This is a genomic window from Dactylosporangium sp. NPDC049140 (assembly GCF_040648435.1).
This window is the reverse complement of record NZ_JBEZDS010000006.1, coordinates 23,288-42,351: the sequence shown is the minus strand read 5'-3', so window position 1 is coordinate 42,351 and position 19,064 is coordinate 23,288. Positions and strand designations below refer to the sequence as shown.

The window sequence follows — 19,064 nt, the reverse complement described above, 5'->3', positions numbered from 1 at the left end:
CTACCCAACCCCGCGTAGTCGGTCGCTCACGGGTGTAACCGGCGTTATCGTGCGTCTCGCATGGGTCGGCGGCCGGTATATGAGGGCCGGGCGGGCGTCGACAAGCATCCATAGATCCGTGAGACTGCACGGCGTGGAGGATCAGCTCGCCTTCGCCGGCGGCCGGGCCGGCACCGGCGCGGCCACCTGGGGACAGAGCGCGATCTGGGACGTCGTGAGCCGGCTCGGCGACGACGCGGCGCGGTACAACGTCGGCGGCGGGCTGCCGCTGGACCCGCCGCTGCCCCTGGCCGGGCTCGCCGACCTCGTCCGGGCGCTGCTGCTGCGGCACGACTCGCTGCGCACCACGCTGCGCCGCGACGCCGCCCTCGAGCAGGTCGTGCACGCCGGCGGGGCGATCCCGCTGCACGTGCGGGCCGGCGAGCCCGACGGCGTCACCGCGACCGCGTACGCCTTCTACCACGACCTGCAGGCGCTGCCGTTCGACGCCGAGCGGGAGCTGCCGGTGCGGGCCGGGGTCGTGACCGTGGACGGGCGCGCGGCGTACCTCATCCTGTCGCTGTCGCACACCGCCGCCGACGGCTGGGGCCTGCGCAACCTGCTCGCCGACGCGGCCGCCCTCGCCGCCGGCCGGGCCCCGGACGCCGGCGAGCGGACGCAGCCCCTCGAGGAGGCGGCGTTCCAGACGTCGGAGAAGGGCCGCCGGCGCGACGCCGCCGCCCGCCGCTCCTGGCTGGACAAGCTCACCCGCGGCCCGGCGAGCCAGTTCCCGGCCCGGGCCGGGCGCCCCGCCGCGGCCGCGTTCCCCAACGCCGTGCTCAACTCCCCCGCCCTCGCGCTGGCGCTCGACCGGGTCGCGGCCGGGCTGGCCGTCAACCCCGGCGCGGTGCTGCTCGCCGCGGCGGCGGCCGCGTCCGCCCGGCTCGGCGGCGCCCCCGACGCCGTGTTCCAGGTCGTGGTCAACAACCGCTTCCTCCCGGGCATGGCGGGCGCGGTGAACACCATCGCCCAGGAGGGCCTCCTGCTGCTGCCCGGCCCGGCCGAGGACTTCGCGGCCCTGGTCCGGCGCACGTTCGGCGCCGCGCTGTCGGCCCAGCGGCACGCGTACTACGACAAGCTCGCCCTCGACCGGGACATCGCCGGGCTGCAGGCCGCCGGCGACCACTCCTGCTTCGTCAACGACACCCGCGGGCTCATGCCGATCCTCGGCTTCGGCAAGCCGGCCGACGAGCCGCTGGCCGCCGCCCGCGAACGCACCACCCTCACCTGGCCGGTCGAGCACGCCCCGCGGCGCAACACGACCTTCGCCCTCGACGCGCAGGACGCCCCGGGCAGCCTCGAGCTGGCGATGACCGCCGACGCCGCGGTGCTCCCCCGGCCCGACATGGCGAGCTTCCTCTACGGCATCGAGGACCTGGTCGTGACCCAGGCGCTCGCCCTCGGAGAAATTTCCGCCGCGCACCGATGAGTTCGCGAGCGGCCCGGCGTTAGACCCGCATGAACACCATCATTTACGGAGCGGCGGGCGGCATCGGCACGGCGGTGGCGGAGGCCTTCGCGAGGTCCGGCGCGACCGTCCATCTGTGCGGGCGTACCGCCGAGACCCTCGACGCGCTCGCCGCCCGCATCCGCGAGCAGGGCGGCAAGGCCGAGACCGCGGTGCTCGACGCCTACGACGAGGCGGCGGTCGAGGCCCACGCGGCGAGCGTCGGGCGCATCGACGTGTCGCTGAACCTGGTCCCGCGCGGCGACGTGCAGGGCATCCCGATCATCGACATGAGCGTCGAGGACCTCACCCGGGCCGTCGCCAACGGCCTGGCGACCAACCTCGTCACGGCCCGGGCCGCCGCGCGCCGGATGGCCGGGCAGGGCGAGGGGCTCATCCTCGCGCTGGACAGCGGCTCGGCGCACAACAGCCCGATGATGGGCAGCACCGGCCCGGCCGACGCGGCGCTCGACACGCTCGTGCGCAACCTCGCGCTGGAGCTGGGGCCCCAGGGCGTGCGCGTGCTGGGCATCTGGGTCGCCGGCATCCTCGAGACCCTGACGATCGAGAAGCTGCAGACCGTCAACGCGGGCATCGACGACAACGCGCTGCAGGGCATCCACGCGAGCCTCGACGGCCTACGCATGCTGCGCCGCTCGCCGCGGCTGGCCGACATCGCCGAGACCATCGTGTTCCTGGCCTCCCCGGCCGCCCGCGGCCTGACCGGCACGTGGATCAACGCGACCGGCATGTTCACCAGCTAGGGGCTGTATCGAAGTGGGGGTCGGAGCGAGGCGAGGCTCAGGCGTCGGCTGGGGCCGCGCCGGGCGCGCCCCGATACCGGGGTTGTATCGGGGTGTGACCGGCGTGGTTCCAGCCGGCGTCTGAGTCCGCCGCAGCCCGGCCATCCACTTCGATACAGCCCCTAGCGGGGGCCGGCCCGGTGGATGTCCATGAGGTGGTGCTCGCCCTCGTGGACGGTGTGCCGGCCCAGCCACAGCAGGGTGCGCGGGGTCGGCTGCGGCCACGGGTAGAGGCCGACGCGGTCGAGCTCGACCGGGCCCAGCGCGGCGAACGCGGTGGCGAGCACGTCGGCGGCGGCGGCGAGGGCGGCGAGCACGGCGGCCGGGTCCTGGCTGTTGTACGCCGCCGTCACCGCGAGCTCGTCGCGCCCCATCGGCGCGAACTCGGGGGCGTCGGCGTGCAGGGCCAGGTCGAGCCGCTCCCGCTGGACGCGCAGCACGTCGCGGAGGTGGCAGGTGTACTCCAGCGCCGACCACACGTCCGGCGCGGGCCGCCGCCGGACGTCGGGGACCCCGGCCAGCGCGGCGGCGTAGCGGTCGGCGAGCCCGCCGAGGCGCCCGGGCACCCCGTCGGCCGCGACGCTGTCATAGGCGAACCCGCACTCATCGCATTGATCCACGGCCTGACGGTACCCCCCTGATAAACCAGTCGCCCCACGAGCCGGATCGGCAGCCGTCCGGTGCGCACGGCCTCCCGGCGCGACGGCACCCCCGGCACCTCGCCCCGCCGCAGCGCGACCCGCGCGTCGTAGATCCACATCCGGCCGCCCGGCCGCAGCACCCGCCGCAGCTCGTGCACGCCGGCCGCCGGGTCGGCCCAGTGGTGCAGGCTCATGGACGACACGATCAGGTCGAACGTGTCGTCCATGAACGGCAGCGCGGCCACGTCGGCGACGGTGAACGTCACCCGCGAGGCCCCCGCCGCGGCCGCGGCCCGGCGCGCCTCGGCGACCATCTCCGGCGACAGGTCGACGCCGTCGATGCGCAGCCCGGGCACGGCCCGCGCGAGGGCGAGCGGCACCCGCCCCGGCCCGGTGCCGGCGTCGAGGACCCGCGCGCCCTCGGGCAGCCCGGCCGCGGCGACGTCGGCGGCGATCCGCGTGTACATGCGGCCGAAGAACGGCCTGGTGATCCGGTGGTACGCCCGCGCGTGCCCGGCCAGCCCGAACATCCGCTGATGCAGGTCCGTCACGACTCCCTCTGCCGAAAGATTCCGAACACCATGTTCGGTTACGCTGCCTTCGGGGGCGTCCGGTACCGAACACACCGGCGGAACCGTGCGGAAAGGGGCGCGCGATGGATCGGCGGGTGCGGCGGACGCGGCGGATCCTGGGCGAGGCGCTCATGGAGCTGATCGTCGAGCAGGGGTACGAGCGCACGACCGTGCAGGACGTGCTCGACCGCGCCGACGTGGGCCGCTCCACCTTCTACGCGCACTTCCGGGACAAGGACGCGCTCCTCATGGCCGGCTTCGAGGAGATGGCGGCGCAGTTGCGCGCCGATCTCGCGGCGATGGCGCCGGGGGTGCCGCCCGAGCCCGGCCGGCCCGTCCTGGCCCTGTTCCAGCACGCGTACCGCGAGCAGGCCGTCTACACCGCGCTCTTCGGCCGCCGCGGCGGCCCCGCGTTCCGGCGCCGGCTGCACGAGCTCGTCGCCGCGCTGCTGCGCGAGCACCTGGCCCCGCACATGGCGGCCGCGCGCAGCGACCTGCCGGTCGACGCCGTGGTCGAGTTCGCGACCGGGGCGGCGCTGGGGCTGCTCGTGTGGTGGGTCGACGGCGGCTTCCGCGAGGCGCCGCGGCGTATGGCCCTGATGTACCAGCGCCTCGCCGCCCCGGGCATCGGCGGCGCGGTCGGAGCGCCGGGCCTCGCGCCGGGCCTCGCCCGGGGGTGAGCCGTTATCGGATACTTGTGAGAACCGACGCGCGGCCGTCGCGCTATGCTCCACAATCGGCCAGGTCCAGCCGATCGTCTTCCCGGGAGCGATGCCCAGCCATGACGGCCCCAGCCATCGACCACCGCGCCGCCCGAGTCGGCGGCGCCCGGCGCCCGCTGCACGTCCGCCAGCGGTGCCGCCTGCTCTTCCTGAACACGCAGGAGCAGGCGCCGGTACGGGAGATGGGGCTCACGCCGTACCGCGACTGGATCGCCGAGGTCACCCGCCTGGACGCCGACCAGATCCACTGCGTGAACGTCGCCGACGGCGAGGCGCTGCCCGACACGATCGAGGCCCACGCCATCATCGGCGGCGGCTCCGGGCACTCCTCCTACGAGGAGCTGCCGTGGATCCGGCGGGTGAAGGAGTTCCTGGCCGCGGCCCAGCGCAAGGGCGTGCCGGAGCTGCACATCTGCTGGTCCCACCAGGCCAAGGCCGAGGTCGCCGGGGCGATCTCGAAGACCGGCCACCAGGGCCGCCGCTTCGGCATCGAGACGCTGACCCTGACGCCCGCGGGCCGCCTCGACCCGCTGTTCCGCGGCCTGCCCGACGCCTTCGACGTCTTCACCTCGCACGTGGACGCGGTCTACGACGTCCCCGCCTCGAGCGAGTTCGGCTCCGTCGCCGAGCTGGCCTACGGCGTGTACCGCAACGAGGCCCTGGCCATCGGCACGACGGCCCGGACCCTGCAGGTCCACCCGGAGATGACCTCGGGCATCGCGGCCGCCCTGGCCCGGGTGCGCCGCAAGCAGCTCATCGCCGAGGGCCACCTGGGCCCGTCGGAGGCCGACTACGCCGCGTTCCTGGAGTCCCTGGACTGCGCCGACCGCGACATCCGCGCACGCATGCGGACCCTGCTGGACAACTGGCTGCGCTACTACGTGGCCCCGACCCTGTCACCCCCGGTGGCCGCCGCGCTGTACGCCTAGCGGGTCGGGGCGACCGGCGGCCGCGAACGCCGCGCGGACCTCGGCGGGGCCCTCGGTGAAGTGCGCCCAGCCGTCCACGTGTACTGCGTGCACCTCGCCCACCCCGAGGATGTCCGCCGCCGCGACCAGCCCGGCGGCGTCGAGGGTCAGGTTGGCCTCGCCCAGCAGCGGGGTCCGGGCCGCCCCGCCGAAGAGCACCGCCACCCCGAGTCCGGGGAACCGCTCCGCGACGGCGCGCACGACGTCGAGCGAGGCGTTGTCGCCGCTGACGTACACGCCCGGGCTCGCCGGCGCGGTGAGCACGAAACCCGTGACCGGGCCGGTCAGGTGCTCGGTGCCGTCGGGGCCGTGCTGGGCCGGCACCGCGGTCACGCTCACCCCGCCCACGTCGGCGCTCGCCCACGGCTCCAGCCCGCGCGCCCCGGCGCCGAGGCGCGCGGCCGCGACCGGGGTGGTGAGCACGTGCGTCGCCCGCGCCAGGAAGGCGCGCCCGGCGCGGTCGAGGTTGTCCGGGTGCTGGTCGTGCGAGAGCAGGACGACGTCGGCGCGGTCCGGGGGCGGGGCGAGCGGCGGGGTGAGCTTGACGAGGACGCGGGCGCCGATGGGGTACTCGCCCGGGTCGTCGAAGGTCGGGTCGGTGACGAAGATCAGGCCGCCGTACTCGAACCGCACGGTCGGGCCGCCGAAGCGCTCGATGTCCATGCCGTCCAGCCTCGCTCGGCCCGGGCGCGGGCGGGAGTGGCCGGAAGGACGTCGTCCGATAGATTCAAGCCATGCCGTCCGGCCGCACCGCCACCACGATCGGGGTCCTCGTCGGCGACGGCGCGCCCATGCTCGAGGTCGCCGTCGCGCCGCGGGTGTTCGGGGCGTGCCCCGGGTTCACGGTGCGCGCCGCCGGGGAGCGGCCTGGGCCGCTGGTCACGACCGCGGGCATCGCGATCACGCCGCCGGACCCGCTCGCGGCGCTCGACACCGCGGGCGTCGTCGTCGTGCCCGGCTGGCGGGTCCCCGGCGGCGCGCCGGTCGGGCCGGAGGTGCTCGACGTGCTGCGCCGCGCGCACGCCGGCGGGGCGACCGTCGTCGGGCTGTGCCTGGGCGCGTTCGTGCTGGCCGAGGCCGGGCTGCTCGACGGGCGCCGGGCCACGACGCACTGGCGGCACCTGGCCGCGTTCGCCGGCCGGTTCCCGGGCGTGGACGTCGTCGCCGACGCTCTCTACGTCGACGAGGGGCACGTCGTGACCAGCGCCGGCAGCGCCGCCGGGCTCGACGCCTGCCTGCACCTGCTGCGCCGCGACCACGGCCCGGACCTGGCCAACCGGGTGGCCCGCGCGCTCGTCGTGGCGCCGCAGCGCGCCGGCGGCCAGGCCCAGTTCGTCGAGCACCCGGTGCCGCTCGTGCCCGCCGGCGACCCCGTCACCGAGGCCATGCGGCTCGCCCTCGACCGGCTCGGCGACCCGGGGCTGGACGTGGGCGCGCTGGCCGGCGCGGCGCACCTGAGCCGGCGCACGTTCGACCGCCGCTTCCGGGAGGCGACCGGCTGCTCGCCGCTGCAGTGGCTGCTCACCCAGCGCGTCCTGCGCGCCCAGCACCTGCTCTCCACCACCGGCGCCCCGGTCGACGCCGTGGCCCGGGCGAGCGGCTTCGCCGACGGTGTCGCGCTGCGCCCGCACTTCCGCCGCGTCGTGGGTGTGCCGCCGCAGGTGTACCGCGACAGCTTCCGCACCACCTGAAAGGGGCATGCATGCAGATCGGTCCGGGTCAGCTCCTCATTCGCACCGACGCCATCGGGGTCGGCGTCGGCCTGTTGCGCCTGCGCCGCGACGACCCGGGCGCGTCGCCCGGCGGCGAGGTGGTCGGGCGCGTCGCGGCGGTCGGCGACGGGGTCGAGGGCTTCGCGCCCGGGGACCGGGTCGGCGGCGTCGTGTTCCGGGACGCCTACGCCGAGCTCGTCGTGGGCGTGCCGGGGCTGGTGAACCCGGTGCCGGAGGGGCCCGCGGCCGGGGCGGCGCTCGCCGTCGTGCGCGGCGGGCTCGTCGCGCTCGGGGCGCTGCGCGCGAGCGGGTTCCGGGCGGGGGAATCGGTGCTCGTCACGGCGGCGGCGAGCGGGGCCGGGCATCTCGCGGTACAACTGGCCAAGACCCTCGGCGCGCGGCGGGTCGTCGCGGTGACCGGATCGCCCGGGAAGGCCGCGTTCCTGCGCGAGTGCGGCGCCACCGAGTGCGTGACCTACGCCGACGCGGACTGGGGCGACCCCGTCGACGTCGTCCTCGACGGGGTCGGGGGCGAGCTCGTCCAGCGCGGCGCCGACGCGCTCGGCCCGTTCGGGCGGCTGGTGGCATTCAGCGCCGGCGGCGGGCCGCTCGACGCGGGTTCGCTGCTGGGCAACGGCCGCACGGTCACCGGGTTCGCGGTCGGGCTGTGGAACCGGCACCGGGCCGAGGTCGTCGACGGGTGGCGGGCCGAGCTGTGGGACCTGCTCGCGGCGGGCCGGATCCGGCCCCGGTACGTCGAGTTCCCGCTCTCGGACCTGGACCGCGCGCTAGAGCTGGTCGCCGCTCGGGGCAACCTCGGCCGCGTCGTCGTCCTGGCCCCCGCGCACGCCTGAGACGCGGCGGTACGCGATGTGCCACCCCGCCGCCGCCAGGACCACGGCCAGCAGGGCCCACGCCGGGAGCGGCCCGCCGAGGACCCCGGCCGCCGCGCAGACCAGCACGGCCGGCACGCCCCAGCCGAGCACCCAGCGCCAGCTCGCGCCGCCGCGGGCGCCCATCAGCGTCGCGATCAGGAAGTACAGGACGGCGCCGGAGCACAGCACCAGGCGGGCCGACGTCTCGACGTGGCCGTCCGGGTGGCCGGCCATGGCGCCCAGGCCGGCCGCGATGACCACGATCGAGACCGTGGTCAGGTAGTGGGCGGGCATGGTGAGGCGCAGGGCGAAGACCCGCATCCCGTACGTCGGGGCCGCGCTCGGGCCGTACCGCAGGGTCAGCCACCACAGTGCCACGAGCAGGCCGAAGCCGAGCACGACCACGAGCCACACGCCGTTGCGCCAGTGCTCGACGTCGGCGGCGGCGTTGACGAGCTGGGCGACCGCCTCGCCGAGGACGATGATCACGAAGAGGCCGAGGCGCTCGCCCAGGTGCGGGCGGTCCGGCGTCGCGGCCTGCAGGGCCAGGACCTTGTCCAGCTCCTGCTCGCGGTGGCGGCGGCGCAGGGAGCGCTCGAGCTCGCGGCGCTCCTCGGCCAGCAGGGCCTGCGGGTCGCGGGAGCGGGCCAGGGAGAAGTACAGGTCCAGCGCGATGCCCGCGGCCCAGAACCAGTACCGGTTCGCGTCGTGCAGGGCGAGGGAGGCGACCCACGGCAGCACCCCGATGGCCTGCTGCACGCCCGGCCACTCGGTCATGACCCGGTTCTCGCGCTTGAACGAGCCGATGCTGAGCAGGCGGCAGCAGAGGTAGGCGATGACGAACGGGCCGGCCGTGCCGCGCTCGACGATCGGGATCGAGGCGGCCATCACGGCGATCCCGAGCATCGCCAGGAGCATGGAGCGCTGCCGGGTGCGGATGCCCGACACGTTCGCGTACAGGGTGAACGCCGTCCACACGCTCCACATCGCGTAGTACGCGAAGGCGAAGAGCACCACCTTCTCGCCCGTCACGTCCTCGTGCAGCAGGTGCGCCAGCTGCGCGACGGCGGCGACGATGACGAGGTCGAAGAACAGCTCCAGCCAGGTGGCGTGGCGTTCCTCGGCGTTTGCCGGGGTGGACATGATCGCCACCCTAATCGACCGAGACGGTCTCCAGCTCCCGGGCGGGCGGCAGCGCGTGCTCACGCAGGCCGATGCGTTCGTGCAGGCGCCGCAGCGGGCCGGGGGCCCACCAGTTGAAGCGCCCGAGCAGCGTCATCGTCGCCGGTACCAGCAGGCAGCGCACCACCGTCGCGTCGATCACGACCGCGGTGAGCAGGCCGAGCCCGACCTGCTCGATCTGGCCGAGGTCGGCCGCGGCGAAGCAGGCGAAGACCACGACCATCAGCAGCGCGGCGGAGGTGATGATCCGGCCGGTGTGCTGCAGGCCGCGGCGCACGGCGGTGTCGGTGTCGTCGCCGCGCTCGACGTACTCCTTGATGCGCCCGAGCAGGAAGACCTCGTAGTCCATGGAGAGCCCGAACGCGAAGGCGAACACGATCACCACCACGAACGGGTCGAGCCCGCCGACGGTGAGCGTGTGCAGGACCCCGGAGCCCCAGCCGTGCTGGAACACGGCGACCATCACGCCGAAAGTGGCCCCGAGGGACACGACGTTGGCCAGCACGGCCTTCACGGGTACGACGAGCGACCCCGTCATCGCGAACAGCAGCAGCACCATCGCCACGAGGGTGACCGCCACGGCGCCCGGCAGGTCGTCGACGATCAACCCGACCAGGTCGATGAGGATCGCGGCGTCGCCGACCACCCACGACTGCACCCCGGCGGGCCGGTCGGCGCGCAGCCGGTGCACGAGCCCCTGGGCCGCCTCGTCCTCGGAGCCGCCGCGCAGCGCGAGGTCGACCGTCGCGACCCCCTCGCCCGCCGGCTTGGCGGGCTGCACGCCGGCGACGGCCGGGTCGGACGCCCACCGGGCGGCGTACGCGTCGAGCGACTTGGCGTCGGTACGGGCGACGACGGTCACCACCGGCCGGTACGCGCGGCCGAAGCGCTGGCCGAGCTCGTCGGCGACGCGGGCCGACTCGATGCTGCGCGGCACGCCCTCGAGCCGGGGAAGCTTCAGCGTGAGCCCGAGCAGCGGCGACCCGGCGGCCAGCAGCACCACGGTGGTGCCGAGCGCGATGAGCACCGGCCGGCGCTGGACGATCCGCGACAGGTTCGCGAAGAACCCGCGCTCGTCGGTCCGCTGGGCGCGGGCCCGGGGCCGGATCCGCTTGTGGCACACGCCGATGAGCGCGGCGGTGAAGGTCAGCGCGGTAAGCATCGCCACGACCGCGATCGACACCCCGCCCGCGCCGAGGGCGCCGAGCTGGTGGACCGAGAACATCATGAGGCCGGACAGCGCCGCGGCGACGGTGAGCGCACTGAAGAAGATGGTGCGCCCCGCGGTCGCCCAGGCCCGGCCGATCGCCTCCGGCGGCTCGAAGCCGGCCGCGACCTCCTCCCGGTAGCGGGCCACGAGCAGCAGCCCGTAGTCGATCGACAGGCCGAGGCCGAGCAGGGTGACCACGGTGACGACGTTCTGGTCGAGGTCGGTGACCCGGCTGAACGCCCACAGCAGCGGCATGGCCGCGGCCACGGACACCACGGCGGCGAGCACCGGCAGGCCGGCCGCGACCAGCCCGCCGAAGACGAACACGAGCACGATCAGGGTCAGCGGCAGCGAGACCAGCTCGGCGCGGCCGAGGTCCGCCTTCTGCGCGCCGCGCACGTCGGCGTTGAGGGCCGGGTTGCCGCCGACCTCGACCGTGGCCTGCGGTACACCGGCCGCCGCGAGATCGGCGTCGACCCGGTGCAGCCGGGTGCGCAGCGTCGCCAGCACACCGTCGCGCTCGCCGGTCTCGAGCTTGGCGAGGGTGACGACGATCAGCAGGGCCTGCCGGTCGCCGGCCACGTAGGCGGCGGCCGGCCCGGCGGGCACGGAGAACGGGGTGGCCACCGTGGTCACGCCGGCGGAGCGGCCGAGGTCGGCGGCCGCGGCGTCGACGGCGGTGCGGACCGCGGGGGCCTGCGGGTCGACGTGGTCGACGAGGCCGATGACCGTGCCGCTGGAGTCGTTGCCGGTCGCGACGGCGTCCAGCCCGTCGATCGCCTCGACGTGCTTGGGGTTGGTGGGGTCGGCGATCGCCCGGAAGACCGGCCCGAACGCGAGCCCGCCGAGCACGACCACCACCAGCCAGACCCCGATCACCGACCAGCGGTGCCGGAAGCAGAACCGACCGATCCTCGCCACCACGCCGAGCGCCATGCCCGAAAGCTTCTCATCAGCACTCGATCACGGTGACGGCCAGGCCGCCGCGGGCCGTCTCCTTGTACTTCACCGACATGTCCCGGCCGGTCTCCCGCATGGTGCGCACGACCTTGTCCAGCGTGACGTGGTGCGCGCCGTCGCCGTTGAGCGCGAGCCGGGCCGCGTTCACCGCCTTGACGCTCGCGATCGCGTTGCGCTCGATGCACGGGATCTGCACCAGGCCGCCGACCGGGTCGCAGGTCAGGCCGAGGTTGTGCTCGAGGCCGATCTCGGCGGCGTTCTCGACCTGGCCGGGCGAGCCCCCGAGCGCCTCGCACAGCCCGGCGGCGGCCATCGCGCAGGCCGAGCCGACCTCGCCCTGGCAGCCGACCTCGGCGCCGGAGATCGACGCGTTGCCCTTGATGATGATCCCGACGGCCGCGGCGGCGAGCAGGAACCGGACCACGCCGTCGTCGTCGGCGCCGGGCACGAACCGGCCGAACTTGGGAAGCACTGCGTAGTGCAGGACGGCGGGGATGATGCCGGCCGCCCCGTTGGTGGGGGCGGTGACGACCCGGCCGCCGGACGCGTTCTCCTCGTTGACGGCGAGCGCGTAGAGGTTGAGCCAGTCCATGACGTACAGAGGGTCCGACATATCCGATTTTTCGCTTAAGCTAGCAAAGAGGCGCGGCGCCCGGCGGCGCACCTTCAGGCCACCCGGCAGCACGCCGGCCGGGCGGGTGCAGCCGCTGTGCACGCACGCCTGCATGACCGACCAGATGTGCAGCAACTCGGCGCGGATCTCCGCCTCGGAGCGCCAGGACAGCTCGTTGGCCAGCATCACGTCGGAGATCGAGCGGCCCTCGCAGTGGGCGAGCAGCTCGGCGCCGGTGGTGAACGGGAACTTCACCGGGACGTCGGCCTCGGCGATGCCGCCGTCGGGGCCGACCACGAAGCCGCCGCCGACGGAGAAGTACGTGCGGGTGAGCAGCTCCTCGCCGCTGTCGGTCCACGCGGTGAAGCGCATGCCGTTGGGGTGCTCGGGCAGGGAGCGGCGGCGGTGGAGCACGAGGTCGTTGTCGACGCTGAACGGGATGTCGTGCTCGCCCAGCAGGGCGATCCGGCCGGCGCCGCCCGCCTCGGCGTCGGTGTCCACGGTGGCGGGGTCGGCGCCTTCGAGGCCGAGCATGACGGCCTTCGCCGAGCCGTGGCCGTGCCCGGTCGCGCCGAGCGAGCCGAAGAGCTCGGCCTTGACGCGGCCGGTGCGCGGCAGGAGCCCGTCGCCGGCCAGGCGGGCGGCGAAGCGGCGGGCGGCGCGCATCGGCCCGACCGTGTGCGACGAGGACGGGCCGATGCCGATTGAGTACAGGTCGAACGCGCTGAGCGTCATGGAGGCTCCTAGTGAGGTCGGGCCTCCCCGCTCTGTCATCGAATGCCTGAGAGCTTCACCGCCGGGGCGGCTTGCACCGTGGGCGCGGGACGCGACGTCCCGGCTTTCCAGAGTTGCCTCCCCGCGGCGGTACATGGGCCTGAGAGATTCTCGGGGAGAGTTGCTCCTTCGGCGCCCCTTGCGTCACAAGGGGGCTCTCCCGTCGCGGGTCGAGCGGCGCGTATTCGGTTGTCGGGCCGACCGTACTACGGGGCCCAGGGCGCGGCAACGGCCCACGTGATGTCGGGGACGAGGCTGCCGGCATTGTCCTGGGCCGCGCTGCCGCCGGGCGTGGCCAGCCACAGCTCGGCGTTGATGTGGCGCAGGTAGGAGCCCGGGAAGTTCCAGGACGCCAGCCGCACCCCGCCCGGGGACGTGCGCGCGCACCACGTCGCGTCGGCGCGCATCAGGGCGGTACCGTCATCGGCGCTGATCTTCGCGCGGCCGTTCTGGTGCCGCAGGTAGTAGGCCGGGTAGTTGCGGGACTGGAGGCTGTAGCAGCCGCCCGCCAGGCCGGGCACCACGCGCCAGGTGGCGTCCTGCTTGAGCAGCTGGTCGCTGGCCGACGACACCGCCTCGGTGTAGCCGAGGCCGTTCATGTGGCGCACGTACCGCGTCGTGCAGCACGCCGTCGTGGCCCGCAGCGAGACGTAGGAGCCGGACGGCAGCGTGGCGGGCGCCCCGTCGTCGCCGGCCGAGCCGGGCACGGCGGCCAGGGCCGAGGCCCAGCGCGCGGCCATCTTGTCGTAGCCGGCGCGCGTCGGGTGGACCCCGTCGGCGAGGTCGCCGGTGTTCAGCGCGGCGTGCATGTCGACGAAGTGGACCTTGGTTCCCTTGCCGTTCACGATGCCGGGGATGGTGGCGTTGAACGCGTTCGCGGCCGACTCCCGCCCGGCGTCGGCCAGCGGGATGATCGAGGCGACGAACACGTCGGCGCCGGGCGCGGCCGCGCGCACGTGGTCGATGAGCGCGGACAGCCGCGCGGGGGCGTTGCCGGGGTCGTAGCCCTGGATGACGTCGTTGGTGCCGAGGTGGACCAGCACGCTGCGGGGCGCGGTGGACGACACCCAGGCGGCGGCGCTCGCGTCGACCTGGTCGATGCGCCAGCCGGGGTGCCCCTCGTGGTCGTGGTCGGGCAGGTCGGACGGGCCGTTGAACTGGGAGCCGACGAAGTCGGCCGGGTGGCCGGCGGCGGCCAGGGCGCGCCACAGGTTGATGCGGTACCCGCCGGGCACGTTGAAGCCGTCGGTGATCGAGTCGCCGAGGGGCAGGATGCGCACCCCGCCGTTCGACTCGGCGTGGGCGGCGGCCGGCACGGCCAGGAGCGCCGCGACGGTGGCGGCCGTCGCGGCGAGTGCGGTGAGCAGACGACGCATGAATCCGACGTTATGTGTGTGATTCATTGTTGTAAATATTTGAATTTTGTTCGTCGGGTACAATTGGCGTTGGAACTCCGAATTCCGCCCCCGAGATGGACGTCGCAGATGGGGGCGGGACCTCGCAGCAGTCGCGGGGAGGAGGTGGCGACAGCACTGTTTGCTGCCCACCTACAGGGAGTACCGAATCATGGATCTTGGCCTTGGCCTGCCCATCAGCGACCCCGCGCGGCTGCCCGAATGGGCCCGCCGCGCCGAGGCGGCCGGCTTCGCCACCGTGGCGCTGCTCGACCGGCTCGCCTACGACAATCCCGAGCCGCTCGTCGCCCTCGCCGCCCTGGCCGGCGCCACCACCCGAATCCGGCTGCAGACCGAGGTCCTGCTCGCCCCACTGCGCGGCACCGCGCTGCTGGCCAAGCAGGCCGCGACGCTCGACCTGATGTCGGGCGGGCGCCTCACGCTCGGCGTCGGCATCGGCGGCCGCGACGACGACCACGCGGCCGCGGGCGTGCCGATCGACCGGCGCGGGCCGATCATGGACCGGATGCTCGCCGACCTGCACGACATCTGGGCCGGGCGGGCGTACCCGCAGACGCCGGTCGGCCCCGCCCCCGCCACGCCCGGCGGCCCGCCGCTGCTCATCGGCGGCTTCGCGCCCGCGGCCCTGGCCCGGGTCGCCCGCTATGGCGCCGGGTTCCTGTGCGCGGCCCCGCTGCAGTGGGCCGGCGGTCTCGTGCGCACCGTGCACGACCAGTGGGCCGAGGCCGGGCGCACCGGCCGCCCGCGCCTGGTCTGCCAGATCAACGCCGCGGCGGGCTCGCCCGAGTCGATCGCCCGGGCGCGGCGCGCGGTGGCGGAGTACTACGCGTTCACGGGCCGCTCGGGCTGGGGCGACCCGGTCACGGACGCCGGACAGCTCGCCGACACCGTTGCCGCGTACCGCGACTTCGGCGCCGACGAGCTGGTCCTGTACTGCTACGGCGACGACCCGGCCCAGATCGAGCTGCTGGCCGAGACCGTGCTCTAGCGCTGCACGCGGGCGCCGGCCCCGGCGACCAGCGCCTCGACCTCCTTCAGGCTCGCCATCGAGGTGTCGCCCGGGGTGGTCATGGCCAGGGCGCCGTGGGCCGCGCCGTACTCGACGGCGGTCTTCACGTCGCCGAACGTCATCAGGCCGTAGATGAGGCCCGAGGCGAAGCTGTCGCCCCCGCCGACCCGGTCCAGGATCTCCAGGGCCGGACGGTGGGTGGCCTCGGCGAAGTCGCCGTCGGCCCAGGCGATCGCGCCCCAGTCGTTCACGGTGGCGGTGTGCACGCCGCGCAGGGTGGTCGCGACGACCTGGAAGTTCGGGTACGCCGCGACCGCCGCCGCGATCATCGTGCGGAAGTTCGCCGAGTCCAGCTCGCCGCCGTCGATGTCGGTGTCGGGCACCTCAAGGCCGAGGCAGGCGGTGAAGTCCTCCTCGTTGCCGATCATCACGTCGACGAAGCCGGCCAGGCGGCGGTTCACCTCGCGGGCCCGCTCCTGGCCGCCGATCGCCTTCCACAGGCTCGGCCGGTAGTTGAGGTCGTACGAGATCACGGTGCCGTGCCGGCGGGCCGCGGCCAGGCACGCCTCGATCGTGTCCGGGGTGGTCTCGGACAGGGCCGCGTAGATGCCGCCGGTGTGCAGCCAGCGCACGCCGAGCTCGCCGAAGAGGTGCTCCCAGTCCACGTCGCCCGGGCGCAGCTGGCCGGCCGCGGTGAGCCCGCGGTCGGAGACGCCGACGGCGCCGCGCACCCCGAACCCGCGCTCGGTGAAGTTCAGGCCGTTGCGGACGGTGCGGCCGATTCCGTCGTACGGCACCCACTTCACGAACGCCGTGTCCACCCCGCCCTGCAGGATCAGGTCCTCCAGCAGCCGGCCCACGTCGTTGTCGGCGAACGCGCTGACGAGCCCGGTGCGCAGCCCGAAGCAGCGGCGCAGCCCGCGGGCCACGTTGTACTCGCCGCCGCCCTCCCAGGCCCGGAACTGCCGCGCGGTGCGGATGCGACCCTCGCCCGGGTCGAGGCGGAGCATGACCTCGCCGAGCGAGACGAGGTCGTAGCGGCACTCGGCCGCCGGCCGCACGGTGATCATCGGGTCTGCTCCAATGCGTCTCGGGTGCGGCTGGTGACGGCGTCCCAGTCGCGGGCGGCGAGCAGGTCGGGCGCGACCATCCAGGTCCCGCCGACGGCCAGCACCGACTTCACGGCGAGGTAGTCGGCGAGGTTGCCGGTGTTGACGCCGCCCGTGGGGATGAACCTGACGGAGCGGAAGGGAGCGGCGAGGGCCTTCACCATCGGTACCCCACCCAGCTGCTCGGCCGGGAAGAACTTCACGGTGTCCAGGCCCGCGTCGAGGGCCTGGATGATCTCGCTCGGCGAGGCGACGCCGGGGAACACCGGCACGCCGTGCTCCTGGCAGCGCGCCACGACGGCGGCGCTGAAGCCGGGGCTCACGACGAACTTCGCGCCCGCCGCCACGGCCCGGTCGACCTGCGCCACATTGAGCACGGTGCCCGCGCCCACGAGCATGCCGGGGCGGTCGCTCATGGCACGGATGGCGTCGGCCGCGGCGGCGGTCCGGAACGTCACCTCGGCGCAGCCCAGGCCGCCGGCGACGAGGGCGTCGGCCAGGCTCGCGGCGTCGGCGGCGTCCTCGAGCACGACGACCGGCACGATCTTCCCGGTGGCAATGACTTCTACGACGGTGGGGTGTTCAGTATGCTGAACGTCGGTCACGTCCGTGACCATAGTGCATGGGGGGCCGCGTGACCACACCCGTCAAATCAGCGGACCGGACCCTGGACATCCTGGAGGCGCTGGCCGCCGCGGGCCCGTCGACGCTGTCGGAGCTCACGCGGCTGCTCGACATCCCGAAGAGCAGCCTGCACGGCATCCTGCGCACGATGGCCGCCCGCGGCTGGATCGAGGCGTCCGACACCCGCTTCCGGCTCGGGCTGCGGGCGCTGCAGGTCGGCGCGGCCTACCTCGACGCCGACGACACCGTGGGGCTGCTCGCCGGCATCCTCGACGACCTGGCCGCGCGCTTCGGCGAGACCACGCACCTCGGCCGCCTCGACGGCCGCGACATCACCTATGTCGCCAAGCGGGAGTCGGTGCATCCGCTGCGGCTGTACTCCGCGATCGGCCGTCGCCTTCCCGCGCACGCGACCGCGCTGGGCAAGGTACTGCTCGCCGGCCGCCCCCTCGCCGAGGTCGACGCACTGCTGCCCGACCCGCTGCCGGCCCTGACCCCGCACACGATCACGGACCGGGCCGCGCTGCACGCGGAGCTGGCCTCGATCCGGGCGGCCGGCTACGCCGTGGACCGCGAGGAGAACACCGAGGGCATCGTGTGCGTGGCGCGGGTCGTGCCGATGCGCGAGCCGGCGACCGACGCGATAAGCCTGTCGATCCCCCGCACGCGGGTCTCTCCGTCCACAGTGGACGAAGTGGCGGCGGCGCTGTCGGAGGCGGTTTCCAAGGCCGCCAGCGCGCGACGCTTCCTGTAGGCCCTGTCGTCCCAGCGCGTGTTTCAGAAGTGGCCGGGCTGCGTGGGGTCGCGGCGTGGCGGTGATCGATAACTGAAGAGGTCTCGGGTAGATGGTTCAGCGCGCCGTGGCGGGACGTCGACTCCACGACCAGCCGCGCACATCAGCACGCCGCCGGCGCCCGCCGCGACGGCCACCTGCGGCAGGAGCCGCCCGGCGGGGTCCATGAGCCCGCCGACCACGCGCTCGGCCGATCCCGCGGCATCACCGCGTGCATCCCCAGCAAGGCCGATCAGGCCGCCCGCGTTCGACCCGATCCGCTGCCGACAGCGCCACGCCGTCGAGTGCGGCATCATGATCCGTTACACGGTGACTCCAGTTGACGGGTTACACCTGCCTTGAGCATGCCGGACACGGACCGTGACGCCGGCCGTCCACGACGCCGGTCGTCCCAGCCATTCGCTTCTGCCGAATTGAGTGCGTAGTTCGGGTATCGAGTCTGATCTGGGACTCGCTCATAGGAGCGTGTCTTCGCGCCGCGTTTGGACGCGAACCGGCATCAGGAAGGATCAGTATTCGGCAGCCGACTCGATCATCGGCATAAAAGCCTTCACCAAAGGCTCGAAGTTGAGATGAAACTGCAACTCCATTGAACTTCCCAAATTTTGTTTATCGTAGTATGATAGATGCGGTTCATCTGACGTTTCTGTTAGCGTCGCCCGTCATGGATGTTGAACGCTCTTTCCCCTCATCGGGACAATCCTCCGAGCCGCCTGCCGCACCCACGACGATCGCGACCCGCACCGTGTCCTACAGCGACGTCGATACCTCATTGACCGGCGTTCTCGTATGGAACGAAGCGCAACCGCGCCCGAAACCCGGGATCCTGCTCATTCACGGTGGCGCCGGCCTCGACCAACACGCACGGGATCAAGCACACCGCTACGCCGAACTCGGCTATGCCGTCCTCGCCTGCGACATGTACGGCGACGGCATCGCGGGCGACCGCGCGCGAGTCATGGCATGCCTCACCGCCCTGCGCGACAACCCTGCCCTGCTGGTCCGCCGAGGCCAGGCCGGGCTAACAGCACTCGCGGACTGCCCCGAGGTGAGTGGGAACCTGGCCGCCATCGGCTTCTGCTTCGGCGGCATGGCCGCCCTGGCGCTGGCCCGGTCGGGCGCGGACGTCGGCGCCGTCGTGAGCATTCACGGCAGCCTGACGACAAACAAACCCGCCGAGCGCGGCACAGTCACGGCGAAGGTACTCGTCTGCCACGGCGCATCGGACCCGCACATCCCGATCGCCGACGTCGTCGCATTCGCTGATGAGATGAGCCGTGCGGACGCCGATTGGCAGCTCAACATCTACGGCCAGGCCATGCACGGCTTCACGCACAAGCACGCAGCGCCGGGCTCGGTTCCCGGCGTCGCCTACGACCGGACCGCCGACGAGCGCTCGTTCGACGCTACTCGCACGTTCCTTGCCGCAACGCATGAGGAAGGCTGACGGCGCATTGGTCGTCGGCACGCGGATGATGGAAGGTGAAATGGCCTCTTACCTCATTCGTGAAATCGGCGCTGCGCACTCGACGCACTCCTCTGCCGCTGACCGCGCGTCTTCACCGGCATCGAGGATCGCTTCCCCGGCGATAGGAC

The 19,064-nt window shown here is 73.7% G+C and carries 17 protein-coding genes, 2 pseudogenes and 1 riboswitch; of the genes and pseudogenes, 10 read left to right on the top strand and 9 right to left on the bottom strand.

From position 1 onward, the window contains the following. Positions 1–133: 133 nt before the first annotated feature. Together AB0B76_RS12385 and AB0B76_RS12380 are read left to right on the top strand one after the other, a co-directional pair. Positions 134–1,468, top strand: coding sequence for a condensation domain-containing protein (locus tag AB0B76_RS12385; RefSeq protein WP_360373770.1), 1,335 nt, complete (start codon positions 134–136; stop codon positions 1,466–1,468). Between the two features lie 29 nt (positions 1,469–1,497). Then, complete coding sequence (locus tag AB0B76_RS12380; RefSeq protein ID WP_360373767.1) at positions 1,498–2,250, top strand: SDR family oxidoreductase; 753 nt, start codon at positions 1,498–1,500, stop codon at positions 2,248–2,250. A gap of 161 nt (positions 2,251–2,411) precedes the next feature. On the opposite strand, the gene AB0B76_RS12375 is transcribed toward AB0B76_RS12380, so the two are convergent. After that, entirely contained in the window at positions 2,412–2,909 is a 498-nt protein-coding gene (locus AB0B76_RS12375; protein WP_360373764.1) for a DinB family protein, read from the bottom strand. Between the two features lie 179 nt (positions 2,910–3,088). Continuing rightward, positions 3,089–3,397, bottom strand: a pseudogene (locus AB0B76_RS12370) (class I SAM-dependent methyltransferase); the annotation flags it as partial. A 188-nt stretch (positions 3,398–3,585) separates the two neighbouring features. Here AB0B76_RS12370 and AB0B76_RS12365 point away from each other — a divergent pair. Both AB0B76_RS12365 and AB0B76_RS12360 read left to right on the top strand, forming a co-directional pair. Next, entirely contained in the window at positions 3,586–4,182 is a 597-nt protein-coding gene (locus AB0B76_RS12365; RefSeq protein WP_360373761.1) for a TetR/AcrR family transcriptional regulator, read from the top strand. Positions 4,183–4,283: 101 nt separating this feature from the next. Beyond that, the gene (locus tag AB0B76_RS12360) at positions 4,284–5,153 is read left to right on the top strand and encodes a type 1 glutamine amidotransferase (protein ID WP_360373758.1); all 870 of its coding nucleotides are present in this window, start codon (positions 4,284–4,286) and stop codon (positions 5,151–5,153) included. Here AB0B76_RS12360 and AB0B76_RS12355 read toward each other — a convergent pair. After that, positions 5,121–5,855, bottom strand: a complete 735-nt coding sequence (locus AB0B76_RS12355; RefSeq protein ID WP_360373755.1) for an MBL fold metallo-hydrolase — start codon at positions 5,853–5,855, stop codon at positions 5,121–5,123. The genes AB0B76_RS12360 and AB0B76_RS12355 overlap by 33 nt on opposite strands. Before the next feature lie 71 nt (positions 5,856–5,926). Here AB0B76_RS12355 and AB0B76_RS12350 point away from each other — a divergent pair, with 71 nt between their 5' ends. Together AB0B76_RS12350 and AB0B76_RS12345 are read left to right on the top strand one after the other, a co-directional pair. Next, a complete protein-coding gene (locus AB0B76_RS12350) occupies positions 5,927–6,883 on the top strand; it encodes a helix-turn-helix domain-containing protein (RefSeq protein WP_360373752.1) in 957 nt (318 codons plus the stop codon). 11 nt (positions 6,884–6,894) lie between these two features. Beyond that, on the top strand, positions 6,895–7,758 hold the full coding sequence (locus tag AB0B76_RS12345; RefSeq protein WP_360373749.1) for a zinc-binding dehydrogenase: 864 nt from the start codon (positions 6,895–6,897) through the stop codon (positions 7,756–7,758). Here AB0B76_RS12345 and AB0B76_RS12340 read toward each other — a convergent pair. The 4 genes from AB0B76_RS12340 to AB0B76_RS12325 all read right to left on the bottom strand — a co-directional run bounded on the left by AB0B76_RS12340 (position 7,693) and on the right by AB0B76_RS12325 (position 13,894). Continuing rightward, complete coding sequence (locus AB0B76_RS12340) at positions 7,693–8,922, bottom strand: low temperature requirement protein A (RefSeq protein ID WP_360373746.1); 1,230 nt, start codon at positions 8,920–8,922, stop codon at positions 7,693–7,695. The two genes, AB0B76_RS12345 and AB0B76_RS12340, sit on opposite strands and share 66 nt — an antisense overlap. Positions 8,923–8,932: 10 nt before the next feature. Continuing rightward, complete coding sequence (locus AB0B76_RS12335) at positions 8,933–11,107, bottom strand: MMPL family transporter (RefSeq protein ID WP_360373743.1); 2,175 nt, start codon at positions 11,105–11,107, stop codon at positions 8,933–8,935. A gap of 16 nt (positions 11,108–11,123) precedes the next feature. After that, positions 11,124–12,479, bottom strand: a complete 1,356-nt coding sequence (locus tag AB0B76_RS12330; protein WP_360373740.1) for an L-serine ammonia-lyase — start codon at positions 12,477–12,479, stop codon at positions 11,124–11,126. 117 nt (positions 12,480–12,596) lie between these two features. Then, a riboswitch (glycine riboswitch) is annotated at positions 12,597–12,691 on the bottom strand. 33 nt (positions 12,692–12,724) lie between these two features. Then, complete coding sequence (locus tag AB0B76_RS12325) at positions 12,725–13,894, bottom strand: AbfB domain-containing protein (protein WP_360373737.1); 1,170 nt, start codon at positions 13,892–13,894, stop codon at positions 12,725–12,727. 190 nt (positions 13,895–14,084) lie between these two features. Here AB0B76_RS12325 and AB0B76_RS12320 point away from each other — a divergent pair, with 190 nt between their 5' ends. Next, positions 14,085–14,921: an LLM class flavin-dependent oxidoreductase gene (locus AB0B76_RS12320; RefSeq protein ID WP_360373734.1), complete on the top strand. Its 837-nt coding sequence runs from the start codon at positions 14,085–14,087 to the stop codon at positions 14,919–14,921. Here the strand turns inward: AB0B76_RS12320 and AB0B76_RS12315 are convergent. Both AB0B76_RS12315 and eda read right to left on the bottom strand, forming a co-directional pair. Next, entirely contained in the window at positions 14,918–16,012 is a 1,095-nt protein-coding gene (locus AB0B76_RS12315; RefSeq protein WP_360373731.1) for a sugar kinase, read from the bottom strand. The genes AB0B76_RS12320 and AB0B76_RS12315 overlap by 4 nt on opposite strands. After that, entirely contained in the window at positions 16,009–16,656 is a 648-nt protein-coding gene (gene eda, locus AB0B76_RS12310) for a bifunctional 4-hydroxy-2-oxoglutarate aldolase/2-dehydro-3-deoxy-phosphogluconate aldolase (RefSeq protein ID WP_360373728.1), read from the bottom strand. The genes AB0B76_RS12315 and eda overlap by 4 nt, the downstream gene beginning before the upstream one ends. Before the next feature lie 29 nt (positions 16,657–16,685). On the opposite strand from eda, the gene AB0B76_RS12305 reads away from it, so the two are divergent. The 3 genes and pseudogenes from AB0B76_RS12305 (at position 16,686) to AB0B76_RS12295 (ending at position 18,915) form a co-directional block, all read left to right on the top strand. Then, positions 16,686–17,429: an IclR family transcriptional regulator gene (locus AB0B76_RS12305; protein WP_360373725.1), complete on the top strand. Its 744-nt coding sequence runs from the start codon at positions 16,686–16,688 to the stop codon at positions 17,427–17,429. A gap of 116 nt (positions 17,430–17,545) precedes the next feature. Continuing rightward, positions 17,546–17,677 (top strand): annotated as a pseudogene (locus AB0B76_RS12300) (IS5/IS1182 family transposase); the annotation flags it as partial. Between the two features lie 455 nt (positions 17,678–18,132). Continuing rightward, entirely contained in the window at positions 18,133–18,915 is a 783-nt protein-coding gene (locus AB0B76_RS12295) for a dienelactone hydrolase family protein (protein ID WP_360373722.1), read from the top strand. Positions 18,916–19,064: the final 149 nt, after the last annotated feature.

Bases quoted from the DNA above. Each gene is read 5' to 3' on its own strand.
- AB0B76_RS12340 (WP_360373746.1), bottom strand. From the start codon at position 8,922: ATGTCCACCCCGGCAAACGCCGAGGAACGCCACGCCACCTGGCTGGAG.
- AB0B76_RS12365 (WP_360373761.1), top strand. From the start codon at position 3,586: ATGGATCGGCGGGTGCGGCGGACGCGGCGGATCCTGGGCGAGGCGCTC.
- AB0B76_RS12355 (WP_360373755.1), bottom strand. From the start codon at position 5,855: ATGGACATCGAGCGCTTCGGCGGCCCGACCGTGCGGTTCGAGTACGGC.
- AB0B76_RS12335 (WP_360373743.1), bottom strand. From the start codon at position 11,107: ATGGCGCTCGGCGTGGTGGCGAGGATCGGTCGGTTCTGCTTCCGGCAC.
- AB0B76_RS12345 (WP_360373749.1), top strand. From the start codon at position 6,895: ATGCAGATCGGTCCGGGTCAGCTCCTCATTCGCACCGACGCCATCGGG.
- AB0B76_RS12350 (WP_360373752.1), top strand. From the start codon at position 5,927: ATGCCGTCCGGCCGCACCGCCACCACGATCGGGGTCCTCGTCGGCGAC.
- AB0B76_RS12330 (WP_360373740.1), bottom strand. From the start codon at position 12,479: ATGACGCTCAGCGCGTTCGACCTGTACTCAATCGGCATCGGCCCGTCC.
- AB0B76_RS12320 (WP_360373734.1), top strand. From the start codon at position 14,085: ATGGATCTTGGCCTTGGCCTGCCCATCAGCGACCCCGCGCGGCTGCCC.
- AB0B76_RS12295 (WP_360373722.1), top strand. From the start codon at position 18,133: ATGGATGTTGAACGCTCTTTCCCCTCATCGGGACAATCCTCCGAGCCG.
- AB0B76_RS12315 (WP_360373731.1), bottom strand. From the start codon at position 16,012: ATGATCACCGTGCGGCCGGCGGCCGAGTGCCGCTACGACCTCGTCTCG.
- AB0B76_RS12360 (WP_360373758.1), top strand. From the start codon at position 4,284: ATGACGGCCCCAGCCATCGACCACCGCGCCGCCCGAGTCGGCGGCGCC.
- AB0B76_RS12380 (WP_360373767.1), top strand. From the start codon at position 1,498: ATGAACACCATCATTTACGGAGCGGCGGGCGGCATCGGCACGGCGGTG.
- AB0B76_RS12325 (WP_360373737.1), bottom strand. From the start codon at position 13,894: ATGCGTCGTCTGCTCACCGCACTCGCCGCGACGGCCGCCACCGTCGCG.